General features: G+C 60.6%; 13 protein-coding genes and 2 pseudogenes. 14 read left to right on the top strand and 1 reads right to left on the bottom strand.

Annotated features, from left to right (window positions below; translation table 11 throughout):
- Positions 1–5 precede the first annotated feature (5 nt).
- From J0G10_RS15205 to J0G10_RS15190, 4 genes are read left to right on the top strand one after another with little or no spacing between them, the layout of a single operon-like run.
- Positions 6–1,136, top strand: a complete 1,131-nt coding sequence (locus J0G10_RS15205; RefSeq protein WP_095050745.1) for a LuxE/PaaK family acyltransferase — start codon at positions 6–8, stop codon at positions 1,134–1,136.
- Position 1,137: 1 nt separating this feature from the next.
- Entirely contained in the window at positions 1,138–3,534 is a 2,397-nt protein-coding gene (locus J0G10_RS15200) for an acyl-CoA reductase (RefSeq protein ID WP_220556120.1), read from the top strand.
- Positions 3,535–3,576: 42 nt separating this feature from the next.
- The gene (locus J0G10_RS15195) at positions 3,577–4,878 is read left to right on the top strand and encodes a phenylacetate--CoA ligase family protein (RefSeq protein WP_095126266.1); all 1,302 of its coding nucleotides are present in this window, start codon (positions 3,577–3,579) and stop codon (positions 4,876–4,878) included.
- Positions 4,866–5,780 (top strand): GNAT family N-acetyltransferase, encoded by a 915-nt coding sequence (locus J0G10_RS15190; RefSeq protein WP_220556119.1) that lies wholly within the window; start codon positions 4,866–4,868, stop codon positions 5,778–5,780. Before J0G10_RS15195 ends, J0G10_RS15190 begins: the two co-directional genes overlap by 13 nt.
- A gap of 70 nt (positions 5,781–5,850) precedes the next feature.
- Here the strand turns inward: J0G10_RS15190 and J0G10_RS15185 are convergent, their stop codons facing one another.
- The gene (locus J0G10_RS15185; protein ID WP_007918129.1) at positions 5,851–6,378 is read right to left on the bottom strand and encodes a hypothetical protein; all 528 of its coding nucleotides are present in this window, start codon (positions 6,376–6,378) and stop codon (positions 5,851–5,853) included.
- 383 nt (positions 6,379–6,761) lie between these two features.
- On the opposite strand from J0G10_RS15185, the pseudogene J0G10_RS30315 reads away from it, so the two are divergent.
- From J0G10_RS30315 to J0G10_RS15140, 10 genes and pseudogenes are all read left to right on the top strand, one after another.
- Positions 6,762–7,892, top strand: a pseudogene (locus J0G10_RS30315) (HAMP domain-containing protein); the annotation flags it as partial.
- 342 nt (positions 7,893–8,234) lie between these two features.
- A pseudogene (locus J0G10_RS30310) lies at positions 8,235–8,753 on the top strand (methyl-accepting chemotaxis protein); the annotation flags it as partial.
- Positions 8,754–8,990: 237 nt separating this feature from the next.
- Positions 8,991–9,437 carry a DUF411 domain-containing protein gene (locus tag J0G10_RS15175; protein WP_095050740.1) on the top strand — a complete coding sequence of 149 codons (447 nt, stop codon included), beginning with the start codon at positions 8,991–8,993 and terminating at the stop codon, positions 9,435–9,437.
- Entirely contained in the window at positions 9,437–9,871 is a 435-nt protein-coding gene (locus J0G10_RS15170) for a YqaA family protein (protein ID WP_220558866.1), read from the top strand. Before J0G10_RS15175 ends, J0G10_RS15170 begins: the two co-directional genes overlap by 1 nt.
- Positions 9,872–9,958: 87 nt before the next feature.
- On the top strand, positions 9,959–11,008 hold the full coding sequence (locus J0G10_RS15165) for an alpha/beta fold hydrolase (RefSeq protein WP_220556117.1): 1,050 nt from the start codon (positions 9,959–9,961) through the stop codon (positions 11,006–11,008).
- A 13-nt stretch (positions 11,009–11,021) separates the two neighbouring features.
- The gene (locus J0G10_RS15160; protein WP_220556116.1) at positions 11,022–11,975 is read left to right on the top strand and encodes a D-2-hydroxyacid dehydrogenase family protein; all 954 of its coding nucleotides are present in this window, start codon (positions 11,022–11,024) and stop codon (positions 11,973–11,975) included.
- A 583-nt stretch (positions 11,976–12,558) separates the two neighbouring features.
- Positions 12,559–14,145 carry a glycogen synthase GlgA gene (gene glgA, locus J0G10_RS15155; protein ID WP_095050737.1) on the top strand — a complete coding sequence of 529 codons (1,587 nt, stop codon included), beginning with the start codon at positions 12,559–12,561 and terminating at the stop codon, positions 14,143–14,145.
- A gap of 18 nt (positions 14,146–14,163) precedes the next feature.
- Positions 14,164–15,966, top strand: coding sequence for a malto-oligosyltrehalose trehalohydrolase (gene treZ / locus J0G10_RS15150; RefSeq protein ID WP_095050736.1), 1,803 nt, complete (start codon positions 14,164–14,166; stop codon positions 15,964–15,966).
- A complete protein-coding gene (gene malQ, locus J0G10_RS15145; protein ID WP_220556115.1) occupies positions 15,963–18,041 on the top strand; it encodes a 4-alpha-glucanotransferase in 2,079 nt (692 codons plus the stop codon). The genes treZ and malQ overlap by 4 nt, the downstream gene beginning before the upstream one ends.
- Positions 18,038–20,806 (top strand): malto-oligosyltrehalose synthase, encoded by a 2,769-nt coding sequence (locus J0G10_RS15140; protein WP_220556114.1) that lies wholly within the window; start codon positions 18,038–18,040, stop codon positions 20,804–20,806. The genes malQ and J0G10_RS15140 overlap by 4 nt, the downstream gene beginning before the upstream one ends.
- The last annotated feature ends 10 nt before the right edge of the window (positions 20,807–20,816 follow it).

Here is a 20,816-nt window from a genome sequence, read left to right as displayed (position 1 = left end):
ATTGAATGCATCACTTCCCCGCCAGCGATGCGCTTTGCGCGTTGCCACACCCCTATTGCCCGGATTCCGTGCCGGTGGGCCTGTTCGATCAGGCCATGACCGAGATCAGTCGGTTTCATTGCCGGCACACCCCCGGCTACGCCCATTGGCTGAACGCCAACGGCCTCGACGAACAGGACCTGGACAGTCTTGATGACTGGGCCCGTCTGCCGCCGATTCTGGCGAACTTCTTCAAACAGCAATTGCTGCTCAGTCCGACCGGAGAGCGCGCCCTGGAACTGACATCGTCCGGCACCAGCGGCCAGAAAAGCCGTATGCGCTATGACCCGCGCAGCCTCGCGGGCGCTCAGTTCATGGTCGAGCGGATCTTCAGTCATTACGGCTGGTACTCACCAGATACGCCTTGCAATTACCTGCTGCTGAGCTACGAACCGCAAGGTGCGATCACCTTGGGAACGTCGTATACCGATCAGTTCCTGTGCCGCTTTGCTCCCGTCAACCGCGTCGCCTACGCGTTACGCAGTAACGGCGACGGCCATCAATTCGATGTGTTCGGCGTCATCACGGCCCTGCAATCGTTCGCCGCAGAAGGCCTGCCCGTGCGCATTTTCGGTTTCCCGGCGTTCCTTTGGCAGACCCTGCAACACATGCAGGCCACCGGCGTGCCTGAGCTGAAACTGCCGGCAGGTTCGCTGGCATTTTTTGGCGGTGGCTGGAAAACCCGAGCCAGCGAGGAAATCCCCAAACAGCAATTGTATGGACGCATCGCCCGGCAACTGGGCATCGAAACCTCGCGGTGCCGCGACGGTTACGGTGCAGTCGAGCACGCCGTGCCGTACATCGAATGTGACCGGCATCATTTTCATGTGCCGGTTTACGCCAAGGCGTACGTGCGCAATGCGCAGGATTTTTCCATCCAGCCCTACGGCCAGCAAGGCTTGCTGGGATTCGTCTCGCCCTACATTTCGTCCAGCCCGGCGCATGCGGTGGTGATGAGCGATCTGGCGACGCTGCACCCGGGCTCAAGTTGCGGCTGTGGCCTCGCCAGCGACTGGTTCGAACTGCATGGCCGTGCGGGCACCACCGCCGGCAGGAGTTGCGCGATGGCCGCCTCCGAATTATTGGGGAGGCACTGACATGTACCTGCTCAACGGAGAGCTTTTCGCTGAAATTGACCTCGACAACGCACTGGCGCAACTGCATCAGACCTTGCCGCACCACCTCAGCACACCGCTGGATAGCGCCGTCGTTCTGACCGCCGCGGGCAACTTTGCGCGGCATCTGCACAGCGCCGAACTGCCGCTGGATGACGAACAACGCCTGGCGCTGATTGATTTCTGTCAGCCTCACGCCCTGCAAACCAAACTTGAACGCGAACTGGGTGATCAGGCCGATTCACTGCGGCGTGTTGATTATCAGCAATCGCGCTTTGAGCGCTGGAGCCCCTTGGGCCTGGTGGTTCACATCACCCCGGCCAACGCGCCGCTGCTGGCCTGCTGCGCCATGCTCGAAAGCCTGTTGGCCGGTAACCTCAACTGGCTACGCCCCAGCCGCAGCGACCAAGGCCTGACCGCGCGCCTGCTGCACGCATTGGTGCAATGCGACCCCAGCGGTCAACTATGCCATTACGTCGCAGTGTTACCCGTAGCCACGGAGCAGATCGGCCGCTTGTGCAAAATGGCCAATGGCGTATCGGCGTGGGGAGGCGAAACCGCGCTGCAAGCCATCCGCCAACAGTTGCCACCCGGATGCCGCTGGATCGACTGGGGGCACCGCATCAGTTTCGCCTACCTGACGCCAGACGCGGCCTCGCCGCCAGCACTGGACGCAATTGTCGATGAAGTCTGCCGACTGGACCAACAAGCTTGCTCCAGCCCGCAATGGTTGCTGGTCGACAGCGACGATCCCACCGTTGTGCAAGGCATCGGCAGCGCACTGGCCGAGGCATTCGAGCGTCGCGTCGGGCAATGGCCGGCGCTGACTCCGACGGTTCAGGAAGCCAGCGAGATCACCAGCCATACCCTGATGGCGCGTCTGGGCCAAAGCTTTTCCGGCAGCACCGGGCAGGTCTGGAGCGCGACGGGCTGGCGGCTGATCTGGAGCCATGATCGGTTGCTTGCGCCTTCGCCGCTGTTTCGCACATTGCTGCTCAAACCACTGCCACGGGCGCGACTGACGCAAACGCTGCTGCCTTGGCGCAACGTGTTACAGAGTTGCGCGCTGGTCTGCGGTGAGGCGCAGATCAATGAACTCGCACGCACATTGATTGCAGCGGGCGTCAGCCGAATTACGCCGATCAATGCGATCCATGACGGCTACGACGGCGAGCCCCACGACGGCGTTTACGCACTGCAACGCCTGAGCCGCCGCGTGTCGGTCAGCCTCGCGCCAACGCAGTTGCCCACCCATATGAACCTCGACCAGCCACCTTGCGCACTCACACTGACAGGTCTGCCGACCACCGACAAAGCAGCGTTTATCGGGCAACCGACGACAGCGGCGGCGCAGCTGTTTTTCCGCTCCGGCGGCAGCAGCGGCACACCGGCGCTGTCGGGCTTCAGTTACCGCGATTTTCAACGGCAAATGCGCGCGACGGCCGATGGGTTGTTCGCGGCGGGCCTTGATCCGCGCCGCGACAAGGTGATGAACCTGTTCTTCAGTGGCGGCTTGTACGGCGGCTTCTTCAGTTTTGCCAAAGTCCTGGAATTGCTGGGTGCGACGCACCTGCCCATGGGCGCGCCGGCCGACGATGATTACCGCGATATTGCGCAAGTGATCATCGAGCAGCGCGTGACCGTGCTGATCGGCATGCCCAGCACCCTGCATCGATTGTTCCTCAACGAGGGGCCGCGTCTGAGTCGTTATGGGGTGATTGAAAAGGTTTTCCTCGGCGGAGAGCACATCAGCGATCAGTGCCGCGAATTACTGCATCGCTGCGGCGTCGCCAGCATCCGTTCGGCGGTGTACGGCAGTGTCGATGCGGGGCCATTCGGGCATGCGTGCGCCGCCACCGGCGACGGCGTGTTTCATCTGATGGACGCTATCCAGCAGCTGGAAATCGTCGCACTGGAGCAGGACAAGCCGGTCATTGGCGATGAAGTCGGCCGTTTGCTGTTCACCTCCAAAGCACGTGAAGGCCAACAGGTGCAGCGCTATGAAGTCGGCGACACCGGCCGCTGGCTGCCCGGCGACTGCCCGTGCGGGCTGAGTTCGCCGCGTTTCGAATTGCTGCAACGACACGGCCGGCTGCTGCGCATCGGCAGCGATTTCATCTGTCTGAACGAACTCGCCCGGCACTTGCAGGCGCCGTTTCAGTTACACCTCGATCACGCCCCCGATGGCCTCGAGCGCCTGCTGATTCACAGCCCTGGCGAACCCGCAGACATTCTCTGCCGACTCGAGGGCTACGCGACGCTGGCGACACTCGTGCGCACCGGGCTTCTCACCGTGCAGGCGCAAACCTGTGAGCCGCAACATTTCGACAGAAACAAACACAGCGGAAAGATACCGCCAGTAATCGATTCGCGCCGTTAACAGCGATCGTCAGCCATGGCCAAAATAATTAACGAGAGCACCATGAATACAACAACAGAACTTGGCAAGTTGTTCGCTTTTGCCCGCGAACATTCAGCGTATTACGCCAGACATTTGCAAAACGTTGCGCCGCAGACAAACACCCTGGATGAACTTCCGGTAATTGATCCACAACAATACTGGGCAAGTAGCGAAAACCTGGAACAATGGCCGGTACTGACCTCAACGGTCGAACGCGCCCTGGTATTCAAGACCGGTGGAACAACCAGCGCCGGTAAACTTTCAGTATTTACCCGCGAAGAATGGCAGACACTTGTGCGGGACTTCGGCAGCCATCTCGCCGGTCAACTCAATCCCGGCGACCGGGTGGCGAACCTGTTTTTCGTCGGCGACCTGTACGCCAGTTTCATTTTTATCCACGACGCCCTGGCGCACGAACCGGCGGGTGTTACCGAATACCCGTTTACCGGCGACGTCGACCCTGCGGTGCTGGCCGACTCGATCCGCCAACACCGGATCAATGTGCTGGCCGGCGTACCCGCACAATTGCTGACATTCGCCGGCGTGCTGGAGCGTCAGGCGCGAACCCTGGGCGAAGTCGAGACAATCCTTTACGGCGGAGAAAGCCTGTTCACCGGACAATTGCAGGCGTTGCACCGGGTGTTTCCCAACGCGCGGATTGCCTCGATCGGTTACGCCAGTGTCGACGCCGGTTTCATCGGTGCCGCAAGCCGCGATTGCGCACTCGGCGAGCATCGGATGCTGGCCAGCCACAGCGTGCTGGAAATCGTCGATGAACACACCGGTGAAGTGATCGAAGAATGCGACCGAACCGGGCGACTGCTGATCACCAACCTCACCCGCCGACTGATGCCGCTGATCCGCTACCCCGTGGGTGATCTCGCTTGCTGGCGAGAGCCGGCTACCGCGTCGATGCGCAAGTTCGCCTTGATGGGCCGCAGCGCCAGCAGTCAGCGGGTGCGCGTGAGCAGCCTGACTCTGTTGATCGAAGACATTGCCGCAATCGTCGCACGCATCACCGCCAGCGACGACTGGCAACTGGTCATCAGCCAATCGGCCAACGTCGATATCGTATGCCTGAAATGGCTACCCGACACGCTGACGGCCGAGACCGCTGACGCCAACACGACCTTGCAGCGTGCACTGATCGAGCAATACCCGCTGATCATGCAACTCTGCGCTGAGCGCTTGATCGAGTTGCAGATTACCCATTGCACACCCGATGAACTCGCTCGCCATCCGCGTTCCGGCAAGCGCCAACGCGTCGTCGATCTGCGTGTCTACGCCACGCCCGGACCGGAGCAACGTCCATGGACAACTTGACGCTGCGCAGTTATCGCCGATCCGACGCCAGGGCGATCAGCCATCTGTTTCGGGAAATCTATGGCGACCACTACGTGCAGCCGCACGTGTATTTGCCGTTGATGATCAATCAGAACCATGGCGAGGGTCGCTGGCATTCGCTGGTGGCGGAATCCGGGAAAAAAATCCTCGGCCACGCCACGTTGTGCAGAAACGCGGGATCGCCTACGGCGGAACTGGCGTTGAGCGTGGTCCATCCGTCAACACGCGGGCAGAACATCGCGACGCAGTTGGGCATGCGGCTGTTGATCCATGCCCAGGCACTTGGTTGCCACGGCGTGACCATCAAACAGGTGACGCAGCATCTCTACACCCAACGCATGGCTGACCGACTCGGTTTTTGCAGCACCGGGTTGTTGCTTGACTACGTACCCTCACCGTTTGGCGAGCCACTGCCGGAGTCCATCGTCATCGGCTACACCCCTGTGGAAGGCTATCGCCGCCCGCTCCCGGCATTGTCCTGGCCGCAAAGCTGTCACGATTTCATGGCGCACTTGTGCGGCGTATACGGAACACAAGACAAAGAAGCGCGTTGGGTGGGAGAGCCGATGCAGGTTGAACAATGCTCAGGACGTTATGACGTGGTGCTGAAAAAACTCGACGCCGGCTTGCTTCAACAGCTACGACGACTGCCCGAACACTGGATGATCTCGATCAGGCTAAGGCTGGCAACAGGCTTCGCCAATGCCGTGGATAGCCTGTCGGCAATGGGCTTCGTCTTCACCGGGATTGCCCCGAATGAACGGGGTGCTGGATGGTTGGCTTTGTTTCATCGAGGCTATCGCGCGCGATCGCTGGAGCTGCGCTGCCCACACCTGCAACGACTGCATGATCAGGCTCAACAACGCGTCGCAGCACGCTGAAGCAAGGCGTTGCCGGGTTTTTGCACATAAACCAGCCCGTTCAAGCGTTGAGCGGGCTAAACGGTCAGCCTCAAGCTTTGGCTTTGACACCTTCATCGACCGGTTTCGCGGCGTTGCCTTCACCGTAGGTCTTGAGGTTCTGCAGGACATAGATCGCTTTCTTGAACTCGGGAATCAGACTCTGGCCGTAAGCGTTGCCATTGAGGCCATTATTCTGAATGGCGTCGAGCTGGGTCGCGAAATACTCCAGGGCGTTGAATTTGGCATCGATATCTTTGGTCACGCCAAAACGGTCGAACTTGTCACCGGCGTTCTTCAAGGTAAACGACGTGATCTCGGAGATCAGGCCGCGGCTGCGCAGCATCTCGCTCAGATTTCCCAATTGCTTTACCGAAACATTCGCAGGATCAAAGCCCTTGATGGCCTTGCGCATGCCCTGCTTGTCCATTTCAGCGGTATTCAGCGCGGTGGGATTGGTACCGACCTTGGTCAGCATCTGCTGCACTTTGATGCTCTGGGCCACTTGTTTTTTCGCGCCGGTGTTACGAACCATAACGCCTGCCTTGCTCTCCCAGCCGCCGACAATACCGATCGTCATGAAAAGACTCCCTGTGAAATGAACATAAAAAGTATCCGTATTGAACGGCAATAATGGACGCGAGTATCGGCGGGCGAATTGATGGCACCAACCTATTTCTGCACATTTTTACAATTCTTGTACATTCTCGATACAAAAGCCAATTAGCCCGTAACGACTGCCCCGAAGCTGTCATGGCAATGCAATGAAATTTGCTTTTTCGAGCGCTAATAGGCACTGATCAGCCGCTATGTATCAGCCATGGTACTGACCAGTCATCGGCACGCGCATTTTTTAGGACGCGAGTACCTAAAGCTTCCAGGCACCACGACGATACGCTGTAGATACCCGCACTGTTCTATCCCCGCCCCCTAATAAGAAACGCTGCTCAAGGACCGGTCTCCATGCCCGCATTCCGCACTATTCAGGCTCGCTACACGCTGTTTCTGGTTCTGTTCATCCTGCTGTTGTCGGTGTTGACCGTGGTCGGCATCAGCCAACTGGTCGCCCCCAAGTTGCGTCACACCGAAGAACAGGTGGTACTCAACCGCATCGCCGAAGTCGCCGAGCAGATTCAGGGCGAGTTGAACAAAGTGCAGGCGCAACAGCGCAGCATCACCCAGACCATCCCGCTGCTCGACAGCGCCGCCATCGACGCGGTGCTGCCAGGTCTGGTCGATCAATACGGCGAGCTCAAAGTATTCGGCGGCGGGATCTGGCCTCTGCCGGGGCAACGTGAAGCCGGGCGCAACAAATTCAGTACGTTCTGGCACCGCGATGCCTCGGGCAAACTCGCCGTCAACACGTTCTGGAACAGCGACGCGGCGCCCAACTATTACGACCAGAGCTGGTACAAGGGCGGCATGGCCACACCACGCGGTCAATGCGCCTGGGCGGCGGCGTATAAAGACGACGCCAGCGCCGAGCCGCGCACCAACTGCGCCATGGCCATCCAGAAAAACGGCAACGCGTGGGGCGTGTCGACGATTGACGTCACCCTCGGCTTCTTCAACGATCTGGTGGCGCGCAAGGAAAAAGACCTCAACGCCGAGATGCTGATCGTTGAAGCCGACGGCAAGATCATCAGTAACAGCTCGCGCATCAGTGGCCCGATCGTGCTGAAGAACATCAGCGAACTGGCCGGCACGTCGACTTTCGCCAGCCAGGTCAAAGCCGGGCTGCAAAGCCGCGATCAGGCGCAGCGCATCGAGTTCGATAACAACGGCGAAGCCAGCACGTTCTTCATGCGGCCGATTGAAGGCACGCCGTGGTTCCTCGCCACGGCGCTGCCGACGAAAATGCTCACCGCCCAGCGTGATGACGTCCTCAGCACCTTGAGCCTGTTGCAGATTCCACTGGTGATCCTGCTGGTGCTGTTGCAGGTCTACGCGATTCGTCAGTTGGTGCAACGCATGAAAGCCTTGAAAGCCAACATCGATTTGCTGTCCAGCGGCGATGCTGACCTGACCCGGCGCATCACCATTCGCGCCGAAGATGAACTTGGCGCCATCGGTCACTCGGTGAACACCTTTATTGCCTACCTGCAAAACATGATCGGTGAAGTCACCCAGGCTACCGGCGCCATGGCCTCCAGCCTCGACAACCTGCAACGCACCTCGGCACACACCAGCCAGATTCTGTTGCGTCATGCTTCGGAAACTGATCAGACCGTTACCGCCATCACCGAAATGAGTTCGACGGCAGAAAGCGTTGCGCAGAACGCCGCCGAAACCGCCGCGTTTACCCAGCGCGCCAATGAAAACGCCGACCGTTCGCGGGTGGTGGTGGGCGAAGCGACCAACAGCGTGGTCGCGTTGATCGATGAAGTGGCCAGTGCGACACACAAAGTTGAAAACATGCAGCAGGACGCCCAGCGCATCACCGAAATTCTCGGGGTGATCGGCGCGATTGCCGGGCAGACCAACCTGTTGGCGCTCAACGCGGCCATCGAAGCGGCACGCGCCGGTGAACAGGGCCGTGGTTTTGCCGTGGTTGCCGATGAAGTGCGTGCCCTCGCCGCGCGCACCCAGGCCAGCACCTCGGAAATCAACGAGATGTTGACGCGTCTGACTCAGGGCGTGAGCTCGTCGGTCAGCGCCATGGAAAACACCCAGGCCAGTTGTCAGTCCGCCGCCGACGCGACCGCACGGGTCAACTCCGGTCTGGATGAAATGGCCGGTTCGGTCAGCCACATCAACAGCCTCAGCACCCAGATCGCCACCGCCGCCGAGCAGCAAAGCGCCGTGACCGAAGAAATCAACCGCAGCATGGTGCAGATCCGCCACATGGTCGATGAGCTGGTGCAGAGTGGCAAAGCCAGCGAACTCAACACTCACCAGTTGCTTGAAGCCAACAGCCGGGTGAGCGCGATCATGGGGCGTTTCAAAGTGCGCTGATCGAAGCTCCCATAAGGGTTCTCTGCCCAACAGATAATCCTTGTGGGAGCGAGCCTGCTCGCGAAAGCGATCTTTCAGTCCCCGCTTCAGTGTTTGAACTACCGCATTCGCGAGCAGGCTCGCTCCCACAGGTTGGTGCTGCGTTTTGCAACAACTGGAAACATTGCGTTGATGCCCGGCGGCAAAAACCGGTCAAAATGCGTGCTTTCCGATTGTCACCCGAGCCGAGAATCCGTTATGCGAACCCACCTGCGTCTGCTCGCCCTGAGCGCCCTGTTCATCTCCGCAATGGCCCAGGCCGCCGACCTGATTCCGATCGAAGTCCATCGCGATGCCAATTGCGGCTGCTGCAAAAAATGGATCAGCCACCTCGAAGCCAATGGCTTCAAAGTCGAAGATCACGTCGAAAACGACATGAGCAGCTTCAAGCAGCAACATGGCGTACCGCCGCGTCTGGCCTCGTGCCACACCGCGATCATCAACGGCAAATTCGTCGAAGGCCATGTGCCCGCGGAACAGGTTCTGGCCCTGAGCAAGCGTGACGATCTGCTCGGCGTCGCCGCACCGGGCATGCCAATGGGCTCGCCGGGCATGGAAATGGACGGCATGAGTGATGCTTATCAGATTATCGGCCTGAAGAAAGACGGGGCTGACGTGGTCGTGGCGGATTACCCGGCCCATTGATCATCGCGGCGTACGGCGGCCTGTTTCTCGCCGCTTTCGGCGCGGCGACCTTGTTGCCGCTGCAATCCGAGGCGTTACTGGTCGGCCTGATCGTCAGCGAGCGTTACTGGCTGTGGGGGCTGCTGGCGGTGGCGACACTGGGCAATGTACTCGGCTCGCTGGTCAACTGGTGGCTGGGGCGCGGGATCGAGCGCTTTCAGGATCGGCGCTGGTTTCCGGTCAACCCCGCGCACATGGCCAAAGCGCGCAAACACTATGAGCGCTACGGTCACTGGTCGTTGCTGCTGAGCTGGTTGCCGATCATTGGCGACCCCCTGACACTGATTGCCGGTGTCATGCGCGAACCACTCGGGCGCTTTCTGTTGATCGTCACCCTGGCCAAAGGTGCACGTTACGGCGTGCTGGCCCTGCTGACGCTGGGGTGGCTGGGTTGAACGTTCGGGCGCGGGCATTGCCTGTGTTTAACGTCGGCGTAATCCGCTCGTTCCAGCATCGGCCGATTTCAAACGGAGTTTGACCTTATGTCTGTCATGTTTTCCCGTTGGCTTCCCTCCCTGCTCCTCTGCGCCGCCCTGCCCCTGTCGGCGCAGGCTGCGACGTCAAGCGAAGCGACGCCGGAAGGCCCGGCCTATGGCCCGGAACTGCAAGGCTTCGATTATCCCTACACCCTTAAACACTTTGCCTTTCAGTCACAGGGCAAATCCCTGCAGATGGGTTACATGGACGTCGCCGCTCACGGCAAGGCCAACGGCCGCACTGTGGTGCTGATGCACGGCAAGAACTTTTGCGCAGCCACCTGGGACAGTTCGATCAAGGCCTTGAGCGAGGCCGGTTACCGGGTGGTCGCACCGGACCAGATCGGCTTTTGCACCTCCAGCAAACCCGACAACTATCAATACAGCTTTCAGCAACTGGCGACCAACACTCAGCAGTTGCTCAAAGCGCTGGGCATTCAAAAAGCCACGCTGCTCGGTCATTCCACCGGCGGCATGCTCGCCACGCGTTTTGCCTTGCTGTTCCCCGAGCAGGTCGAGCAACTGGCGCTGGTCAACCCGATCGGCCTGGAAGACTGGAAAGCCCTCGGCGTGCCCTATCGCACCGTGGATCAGTGGTATCAGCGTGAGCTGAAAGTCACTGCCCAAGGCATCCGTGATTACGAACGCACCACTTACTACGACGGCCGCTGGAAACCGGAATTCGACCGTTGGGTAGACATGCTCGCCGGCCTGAGCAAAGGCCCGGGCAAGACTCAGGTCGCGTGGAACTCAGCGCTGATCTACGACATGATTTTCACCCAGCCGGTGTATTACGAGTTCAAGGACCTGAAGATGCCGACCCTGCTGCTGATCGGCACCTCCGACACCACGGCCATCGGCAAAGACCTCGCGCCGCCTGAGGTGAAAGCGAAAATCGGCCATTACGACGTACTCGGCAAACAAGTGGCCAAGCTGATCCCGCAGTCGACGCTGGTGGAGTTTCCCGGCATGGGCCACGCGCCACAAATGGAAGAACCGGCACAGTTCCACAAGGCCTTGCTCGGCTGGCTGAATACAACCAATCCCGTTCGTTGATGAGGTAAGGCTGATGGCGGTGCAGATTGCAGTAATCGATGACTGGCAGGACGTGGCCCGCGACGTGGTCGACTGGTCGGTGCTCGATAGCCTCGGTGAGGTGACGTTCGAGCACGATTACCCGGCGGACAATGCCACACTGGCCGAGCGACTGGGCCGCTATCAGGTGATCTGCGTGATGCGCGAGCGCACGCGCTTCGATGAGGATTTGCTCAAGCGTTTGCCTCATCTGAAGTTGCTGGTCACCGGCGGCATGCGCAACGCAGCGCTGGATATGCAAGCGGCCGCCAGGCTGGGGATCAAGGTTTGCGGCACCGACAGTTACAAGCATGCCGCGCCGGAATTGACCTGGGCGCTGATCATGGCGGCCACGCGCAATCTGGTGAATGAAGCCAATGCCCTTCGCGCCGGCCATTGGCAGCAAGGGCTGGGCGGCGATCTGCATGGCAAGACCCTCGGGATTTTGGGTCTTGGCAGCATCGGCCAGCGCGTCGCGCAGTTTGGCCAGGTGTTCGGCATGCGGGTGATTGCCTGGAGCGAAAACCTCACCGCCGAACGCGCTGAACAGGCTGGCGTGACGTACGTGAGCAAACAGGCATTGTTCGAACAGTCCGATGTGTTATCGGTGCATCTGGTGCTCAGCGAGCGCAGTCGCGGGCTGGTCGATGCGCAGGCACTGGGCTGGATGAAGCCGACGGCCCTGCTGGTCAACACCGCCCGCGGGCCGATTGTCGATGAGGCGGCGCTGATCAAGGCGTTGCAGAAACAGCAGATCGCCGGGGCGGCGCTGGACGTGTTCGAACAGGAACCGCTGCCCGCGATGCACCCGTTTCGAACGCTGGACAATGTACTGGCGACGCCGCATGTCGGGTATGTCAGCCGGCAGAACTATGAGCAGTTCTTTTCGCAGATGATCGAGGATATTCAGGCTTGGGTGGCTGGTCATCCAATCCGTGCGTTAAATTAACCCCCACTGTAGGAGCTGCCGAAGGCTGCGATCTTTTGATCTTCGCTTTTAAATGCAAAATCAAAAGATCGCAGCCTTCGGCAGCTCCTACAGGTGTTGTCTGTGGTCAGCCGATCAACTAACTGCCCGCACCACAACAGTGCAACCGCACTTTCCGCTAGCACAGAATCGTGACCGATCAGTCACCGTTTTAGCCCTCCCTCGCAGAAAAACCTGCACTTCGTCGGTGCGTTCCCCCCTCAAAAGCACGGTCGGCGTGGCCTGCCAACCGATTGTCGAACAATTTACCCATTTGCTCCGCCCCGCTCTAGGATCTGGCCTAGACTGACTTTCGCGGGGTAAAACCGACCGGTCACATCGCGGAAAAAAAGTCGAAACTTTTGCGCGCGGCGGCTGGTCATCTGAAAGACAGGGCCATAGCGACTGGTGCAATCCTTGCAACGGCCCGTTCACCCATTCTGCTTGCGCGTGTTGGGTAGCGTTTGCTCACCGATGCGTGGCGCGTTTGCGCCCGGCCACAGGACTTGGCCATGGACATCGCTTGTTCAAGACAAGAATCAGATCAACGAGACGGGAGATTCATATGATCAGTGCGGCATTGGAAATTCAGGGAGAGCGTGCTCAGCAGGCGGTTGGTGAATCGAGCACCATCAGTGTTCCTGGCAGCCGACAGATCAACATCCCCGGCACAAAAACGCTGACTCCGGTAGCGAGCCAGAATCCCAACAAGAAAAAAGTGTTGTTCGTCACCTCGGAAATCGCCGATCTGGTCAAGACCGGTGGTCTGGGTGACGTCTCCGCTGCACTGCCCCGGGCCATGGCCCATCTGCACGACGTGCGCGTGTTGATCCCCGGTTACCCGCAGGTGATGCACAGCGAAAACCCGATCCATATCATCGGCGAACTGGGTGGCCACGCAGCGCTGCCACCATGCAAGATCGGGCGCATGGACATGCCGGACGGTCTGGTCATCTACGTACTGATCTGCCCCGAACTCTACGAGCGCGAAGGTTCGCCCTACGGCGCCAACAACGGCCGCGACTGGCCGGATAACCACATTCGTTTCGCCCGCCTCGGTCTGGCCGCCGCCGACATCGCCGCCAACCTCGCGCAAATTCACTGGTGCCCGGATCTGGTGCACGCCCATGACTGGCCGGCCGGTCTCGCGCCTGCCTATATGCACTGGCGCGGGCAGCGTACGCCCACCCTGTTCACCATTCACAACCTCGCCTATCAAGGCGTGACCAGCCTCGGCTCCTGCCCGGAGCTGGGCATTCCAGCCCATGCCCTGCAACAGGAAGGCATGGAGTTCTACGGCAAGATGTCGTTCCTCAAGGCCGGCATGGCGTATTCGAGCCATATCACCACGGTCAGCGCCACTTATGCGCAGGAAATCACCACCCCGGATTTCGGCTGTGGCCTCGACGGCTTTCTCGCCGCCAAGACCCAGCAAGGTTTGCTCAGCGGCATCCCCAACGGCATCGATGAGAGCTGGGACGCTGCGACCGATCCGCACCTGTTTGCACCGTTTGCAATTGGTGACTGGGAAGGCAAAGCGATCAACGCCGCGCACGTGCGTGAGCTGTTCGGCCTCAACGATTCCACCGGACCGCTGTTCGCTGTGGTGTCGCGACTGGTCTACCAGAAAGGTCTGGACCTGACGATAGCGGTATCCGAATACATCGTGCAGAACGGAGGCCAGATCGCAATCATCGGTCGCGGCGAACCGGAAGAAGAACAAGCCATGCGCGAACTGGCGCTGCGCTTTCCTGGGCAGATCGGTGTGCGCATCGGCTTCAATGAAACCGACGCCCGGCGCATGTTCGCCGGCAGCGATTTCCTGCTGATGCCTTCGCGTTACGAGCCTTGCGGTTTGAGTCAGATGTACGCCCAGCGCTTCGGCTCGCTGCCGGTGGCGCGCAATACCGGCGGTCTGGCCGACACCATTGAAAACGGCGTCACCGGTTTCCTCTTCGATGAGTCCACCGCTGAAAGCTATCAAGAGGCCCTGAGCCGCGCGTTCAAGGTATTCGCCTTCCCCGAACTGCTCAACGCCATGCGTTGCCGCGCAATGGCTGCGCCGTTCAACTGGTGCAAAGCGGTTGAACCGTACGCCGAACTCTACGAACAACTGGTCGCCAAGGCGCTGGGTAAAGCTCACCACAAATAACCAGGGAGGTTCACCACGATGCCGTTACGGTCTACTGAAACCTGGCCCCACGGCGCGATCATGCTAGACGCCGAACACACGCAATTTGCGCTATGGGCGCCGGATGCGTTTTACGTGAGTGTCGAACTTGAAAACGGCCAGTCGCTGCCGATGCTGCCTCAGGCAGAGGGCTGGTTTGTGATCAAGGCCCGCTGTCCGGCGGGCACCCGCTACCGCTACAACATCGACGGCGAACTGGAGGTGCCTGACCCGGCCTCCAGAGCCCAGGATGGCGACCTCGACCGCCAGAGTGTGGTGGTCGATCCTCTGGCTTATCAATGGCGACACACGGCCTGGCACGGTCGGCCATGGAGCGAAGCAGTGATCTACGAGTTGCACGTCGGTGCGCTCGGTGGTTTCGCGGAAGTCGAACAACATCTGGCGCGCCTTGCAGGCCTGGGCGTCACCGCCATCGAACTGATGCCGCTGGCGCAGTTTCCCGGCGAGCGCAATTGGGGCTACGACGGTGTTTTGCCCTTCGCCCCGCAAGCCTCCTACGGTACGCCGGAACAACTCAAACACCTGATCGACAGCGCCCACGGCCATGGTCTGGCAGTAATTCTCGACGTGGTCTACAACCACTTCGGGCCGGACGGCAATTACCTGCACCGTTACGCCAAAGGCTTTTTTCGCGAAGACAAGCACACGCCGTGGGGCGCGGCGATCGATTTTCGTCGCAGCGAAGTGCGCGAGTTCTTCATCGAAAACGCGCTGATGTGGCTGCTCGAATACCGTTTCGACGGCCTGCGCCTCGACGCCGTGCATGCCATTGAGGATCCGGATTTTCTCAGCGAAATGGCCCGACGCATCCGCGCGCAGATCGATCCCAGTCGGCATGTCTGGCTGACCGTGGAAAACGAACTCAACCAGTCGAGCCTGCTGGAATACGACTACGACGCGCAGTGGAACGACGACGGCCATAACGCCCTGCACGTCCTGCTCACTGGCGAAACCGATGCGTACTACGCCGACTACGCCGCACAACCCACCGAACAATTGGTGCGCTGCCTCAGTCAGGGTTTTGTTTTCCAGGGCCACATCACCCGCCATGGCGAACCACGCGGCGAACCCAGCGAACACCTGCCCTCCACGGCGTTCGTGCTGTTCCTGCAAAACCACGATCAGATCGGCAACCGTGCGTTCGGCGAGCGCCTGCATCACCTGGCCGATCCGCGTGCCGTGCAGGCAGCGACCGTGTTGTTACTGCTGTCGCCGATGATTCCGCTGATGTTCATGGGCGATGAGTTCGCCGCCGAGCAGCCGTTCCTGTTTTTCACCAGTCATCACGGTGAACTGGCCAAGTTGGTGCGCGAGGGCCGCCGCAATGAATTCGCCGCGTTCAGTGCCTTCACCGATCCGCACAAACGCGAGCAGATTCCCGACCCGAACGCCGAAAAAACCTTTCACGCCTCACAGCCCAGGTTGATCGGCAATGGCAGCGTGAAACAGCAGGAAACCCTCACGCTGTACCAGAAGCTGCTGCAATTTCGCCATCAATACATCATTCCACATCTGTCCGGCACGCAAGCGCTCGGCGCCCATATGCTCGGTTATGGCGCGGTCAGTGCGCGCTGGCGTCTGGGCAATGGCAGCGAGCTGCGAATTGACCTGAACCTCAGCGACACGCCAGTGGTCAACCCTCCACAGACCGAGGCCGTGTGGTTGTTTCAACAGCCATCCAGCGTCGATCTATCGGAATCGGGCGAACTGCCCGCGTATTGCGCGCTTGTCAGCCTCACGGCCGCAACCCCTTTGCAACCTCTGGATGGAGAGCGCCTATGAGCGATGCGCAACTGGAAATACTTGCAAGCCGCGCCGGCCTTGCCGTCGACTGGATCGACGCCAACGGCCGCCCGCAAAAAGTCGCCCCGGCGGTGCTGCGCAATGTTCTGATCGGACTCGGCCACCCCGCCAGCACCGCGCAGGAAATCGACGCCAGCCTGCTGGAACTGCAAGCTGCCCAACAAGACCGGCACTTGCCGCCGCTGCTGACCAGCGATGTCGGCGTCGGCCTTGATCTGGGTCGGTATTTCGCCCCGCAAACCCCGTGCGAAATCCACCTTGAAGACGGCTCGCGGCTGAACCTGAAACTGGACTCTGAAGCGGTACTGCCGGGACTGATTCCGGTCGGCTATCAACAGGTGCACATCGGCGATCAATACTTCACCTTGGCCGTGGCGCCTGAGCGTTGCTTCAGTGTCGGCGATGCGGTGGATAATCCGATTCCGCGTGTTTGGGGTCTGAGTGCGCAACTGTATTCGCTGCGCCGCCCCGGCGACGGCGGCTTCGGTGACACCCAAGCGTTGGAGGATCTGGTCCGCGTGGCCGGTGAACGCGGCGCCGATGCGCTGGCAATCAGCCCATTGCACGCCATGTTCAGCGCCGATACCGGGCGCTACAGTCCTTATTCGCCGTCCAGTCGTCTGTTCCTCAATCCCCTGTACGCCGCCCCCGGCGCGATTCTCGGTGAACGCGCTTTGCGCGATGCGATCGACGCAACCGGCCTGGCCGAGCAGTTTGCGCAACTGGAAGACCTGACCCTGATCGACTGGCCAAGCGCCGCCGACGCCAAGCAAAAACTCTTGCAAGCGTTGTACGAAGGTTTCATCGCCGGTGACCACCCACTGCACCCGGACTTCGGCAGTTTCCGCCATGCCGGTGGCGAAGCACTGGAAAACCACTGCCGTTTCGAAGCGATTCAGGAAATGCGCGCCGCCCGTGGTGAAAACCTCGACTGGCGGCAATGGCCGGAACACTGGCACGACCCACGCGGCGCAGCGCTCGAAGCGTTTGCCGAGGAATATGCCGAACGCATCGGCTACTTCGCTTTTTGCCAATGGCTGATCCACCGTTGCCTGGAGCGCGCGCAAACCGCTGCACGCAGCGCCGGCATGGGCATTGGCCTGATCGCCGATCTGGCGGTGGGTGCCGATGGCGCCGGGAGCCAGGCCTGGAGTTTCCAGGATGAATTGCTCGCGTCGCTGACCGTGGGTGCGCCGCCGGACATTCTCAATCGCTCGGGCCAGGGCTGGGGCATTTCCGCATTCTCGCCGGAAGGCCTGATTCGCAATGGTTTCCGTGCCTTCATCGACATGCTGCGCGCCAACTTCGCCCATGCCGGCGGCTTGCGCATTGACCATGTGATGGGCCTGCAACGACTGTGGGTGATCCCCAACGGCGCGGCACCGGCCGATGGCGCGTACCTGTATTACCCGGTCGATGACTTGCTGCGATTGCTGACCCTCGAATCCCATCGCCACCAGGCCATCGTCCTCGGTGAAGACCTCGGCACGGTGCCCGATGGCCTGCGTGAAAAGCTCATCGCCCGTTCCATGCTCGGCATGCGCGTGCTGCTGTTCGAGCAGGACAACACCTTTTTCAAACCGATTCTCGACTGGCCGGACAACGCCTTGGCAACCACCAGCACCCACGATCTGCCGACGCTCAACGGCTGGTGGCATGGCCGTGATATCGACTGGAACGCACGCTTGGGTTTCGTCGATGCCAACGGTGAAATCGAATGGCGGCATCACCGCCAGCGTGAGCGCGAAGGCCTGCGCAACGCGTTGAGCCAGGACCCGCAAAACTTTCGCGAGGAATCCCACGAGGCCGATCAAGTGGTCGATGCCGCTGTGCGTTTCCTCGGCCACACCCGCGCGCCGTTGGTGCTGTTGCCGCTGGAAGATGCGCTGGGCATCAATGAACAGGCGAATCTGCCCGGCACGATCGACACCCATCCGAACTGGTCACGGCGCTTGCCCGGCACCAGTGAGGCGCTGCTCGATGGCGCGGATGCGGCGCGACGCCTGGAATTACTCGCCTGCGCAAGGCTCCAGGCTGCCGAGCGTGACCAATGAATCAAACGCTCATCCAGCCCCTGCGTGCGACATTGCGCCTGCAATTTCATAAAGGTTTTACCCTCGAACACGCGGTGCCATTGGTGCCGTACTTCGCCCGGCTCGGCATCAGCCATATTTATGCCTCGCCGCTGCTCGCAGCGCGGGCCGGTTCGATGCACGGCTACGACGTGGTGGACCCGACCCAGGTCAACCCGGAACTTGGCGGCGAGCCGGCGTTACGGCGCTTGGTCAGCACGTTGCGCGAACACAACATGGGCCTGATCCTCGACATCGTCTCCAACCACATGGCGGTCGGTGGCAGCGACAACCCGTGGTGGCTTGATCTGCTGGAATGGGGACGGCTGAGTCCTTATGGCGAGTTCTTCGACATTCAATGGCATTCGCCGGACCCACTGATGGAAGGCCAGTTGCTGCTGCCGTTCCTCGGCAGCGATTACGGCGTAGCCTTGCAGGAAGGCACGCTGAAACTGCACTTCAATGCGCAGACCGGCAGTTTCCATGTCGAGCACTACGACCATCACTTCCCGGTGTGCCCGAATGATTACCCTGAGCTGCTGAAATCCGCGGATGCACTGAAGCCGTTGGCCGATCGCTTCGGCGCCCTCAGCTATCAGACCGATGCCCATTCACTGGCGATGCCGCTGAAAGAACAACTGCGGCAACAGGCGACAGACCCGCAGATCCTCGAAGCGATCCAGAACAACCTGCAGCACTACGACTCGACCACCGAAGAAGGCTTCCACAAACTGCATGAGTTGCTCGAACGTCAAAGCTATCGCCTGGCGAGTTGGCGCACGGCGGCTGACGACATCAACTGGCGGCGCTTTTTCGACATCAACGAACTCGGCGGGCTGCGCGTTGAGCGCCCGGCAGTGTTCGAAGCCACCCACGGCAAGATCTTCCAGTTGATTGCCGAAGGGCTGGTCGACGGTTTGCGCATCGACCACATCGACGGTCTCGCCGACCCGCGCGGTTACTGCCGAAAACTGCGCCGCCGGGTTGATCTGCTGGCGCCGGGCAGGCATCTGCCGATCTACGTCGAGAAGATCCTCGGCGCCGGCGAAACCCTGCACCGCGACTGGGCGGTGGATGGCACCACCGGTTATGAATTCATGAATCAGCTGTCGCTGCTGCAACACGACCCGGACGGCGAATTTGTGCTCGGTGACCTCTGGCAACGGCGTACCGAACGTCCGGCCGCGTTCATCGAGGAAGCGCAACTGGCGCGCCAGCAGATCCTCAACGGCTCACTCGCCAGCGATTGCGAAAGCGTCGCCCAGGCGCTGCTGCAAGTCGCTCGCGATGACCTGATGACCCGCGACCTGACCCTCGGGGCGATCCGCCGAGTGCTGCAAGCGTTGATCGTGCACTTCCCGGTGTATCGCACGTACATCAGCGCCATGGGCCGCTCCGCGCAGGATGAAAAGTTCTTCCAGCAGGCCATGGACGGCGCGCGACAGAGCCTCGGTGAAGGCGACTGGCCGGTGCTCGACTGCGTTGCCGCCTGGCTTGGCGGTACGCCATGGCGGCGTAAACCGCGCGGGCGTTCGCGCAAGATTCTCAAGCATGCCTGCGTACGCTTTCAGCAACTGACCTCACCGGCAGCGGCCAAAGCCGTGGAAGACACCGCGCTGTATCGTTCCGCCGTGCTGCTGTCGCGCAATGACGTCGGCTACAACACCGAACAGCTCAGCGCTCCGCTCAGCGACTTTCATGCGGTCAATCAACAACGGCTGAGTGAATTCCCCGACAACTTGCTGGCCACCGCGACCCACGATCACAAACGTGGTGAAGACACCCGCGCACGTCTGGCCGTACTCAGTGAACGCAGCCATTGGTACGCCGAGCAGATCGAGCTGTGGCGCGCCCTCGCCCGCCCGGTGCGGGTGGATGATCAGATGCCATCGAGCGGCGATGAGCTGATTCTCTATCAAGCGTTGCTGGGCAGTTGGCCGCTGCAACTGCGTGACGACGACCAGGCGGGTTTCGCCGATTACGCCAAACGCATCTGGCAATGGCAACAGAAAGCCCTGCGTGAAGCCAAGCTGCAAAGCAGTTGGAGCGCACCGAGCGAAAGCTACGAAAACGCCGCGCAAGCGTTCACCGAAAAACTCCTCACCGGTGAGGAAGGCGAACTGCTGCGCGCCGCGCTGAGCAAGACCGTCAACAGCATCGCCGCCGCCGGCGCGCTCAATGGCTTGGCGCAAACCTTGCTGCGCATGACCGTGCCGGGTGTGCCCGATTTGTATCAGGGCAATGAGTTCTGGGACTTCAGCCTGGTCGATCCGGACAACCGCCGGCCGGTGGATTACGCCGCTCGCGAACACGCTTTGCAGGAGCCATTGCCACCTGTGGAGTTGCTGGCGAACTGGCGTGACGGGCGTATCAAGCAAGCCTTGATTGCCCAAGTGCTGAACCTGCGCGTGGAGTATGCCGAGCTGTTCCGCCGGGGCAGCTACCAGGCCCTGGAGGTGCTCGGCAGTCAGGCGCACAACGTGCTCGCGTTTGCCCGTGAGCACGCGGGCAAGCAGGCCATCGTGATCGTGCCGGTCCGTTGCGCGACCCTGCTGGAAAACGGTGCTGTACCTCAGGTCGATGCGCTGCGCTGGGGCGATACGCGAGTGGTTTTACCGTTCGCCGCCTCTGCGACAAACCTGAAGGGACTTTTTTCAAGCAGCGCAGTCACAAAAAACAGGGAGCTGAATATCAGCGACGCGCTGGGGGATGTCCCGGTCAATCTCTTTATCCAACACTTAACGTAAGCATGAGTTC

The organism is Pseudomonas germanica (genome assembly GCF_019614655.1).
Lineage (GTDB): Bacteria > Pseudomonadota > Gammaproteobacteria > Pseudomonadales > Pseudomonadaceae > Aquipseudomonas > Aquipseudomonas neuropathica.
This window is presented reverse-complemented; position numbering and strand designations above follow the sequence as displayed.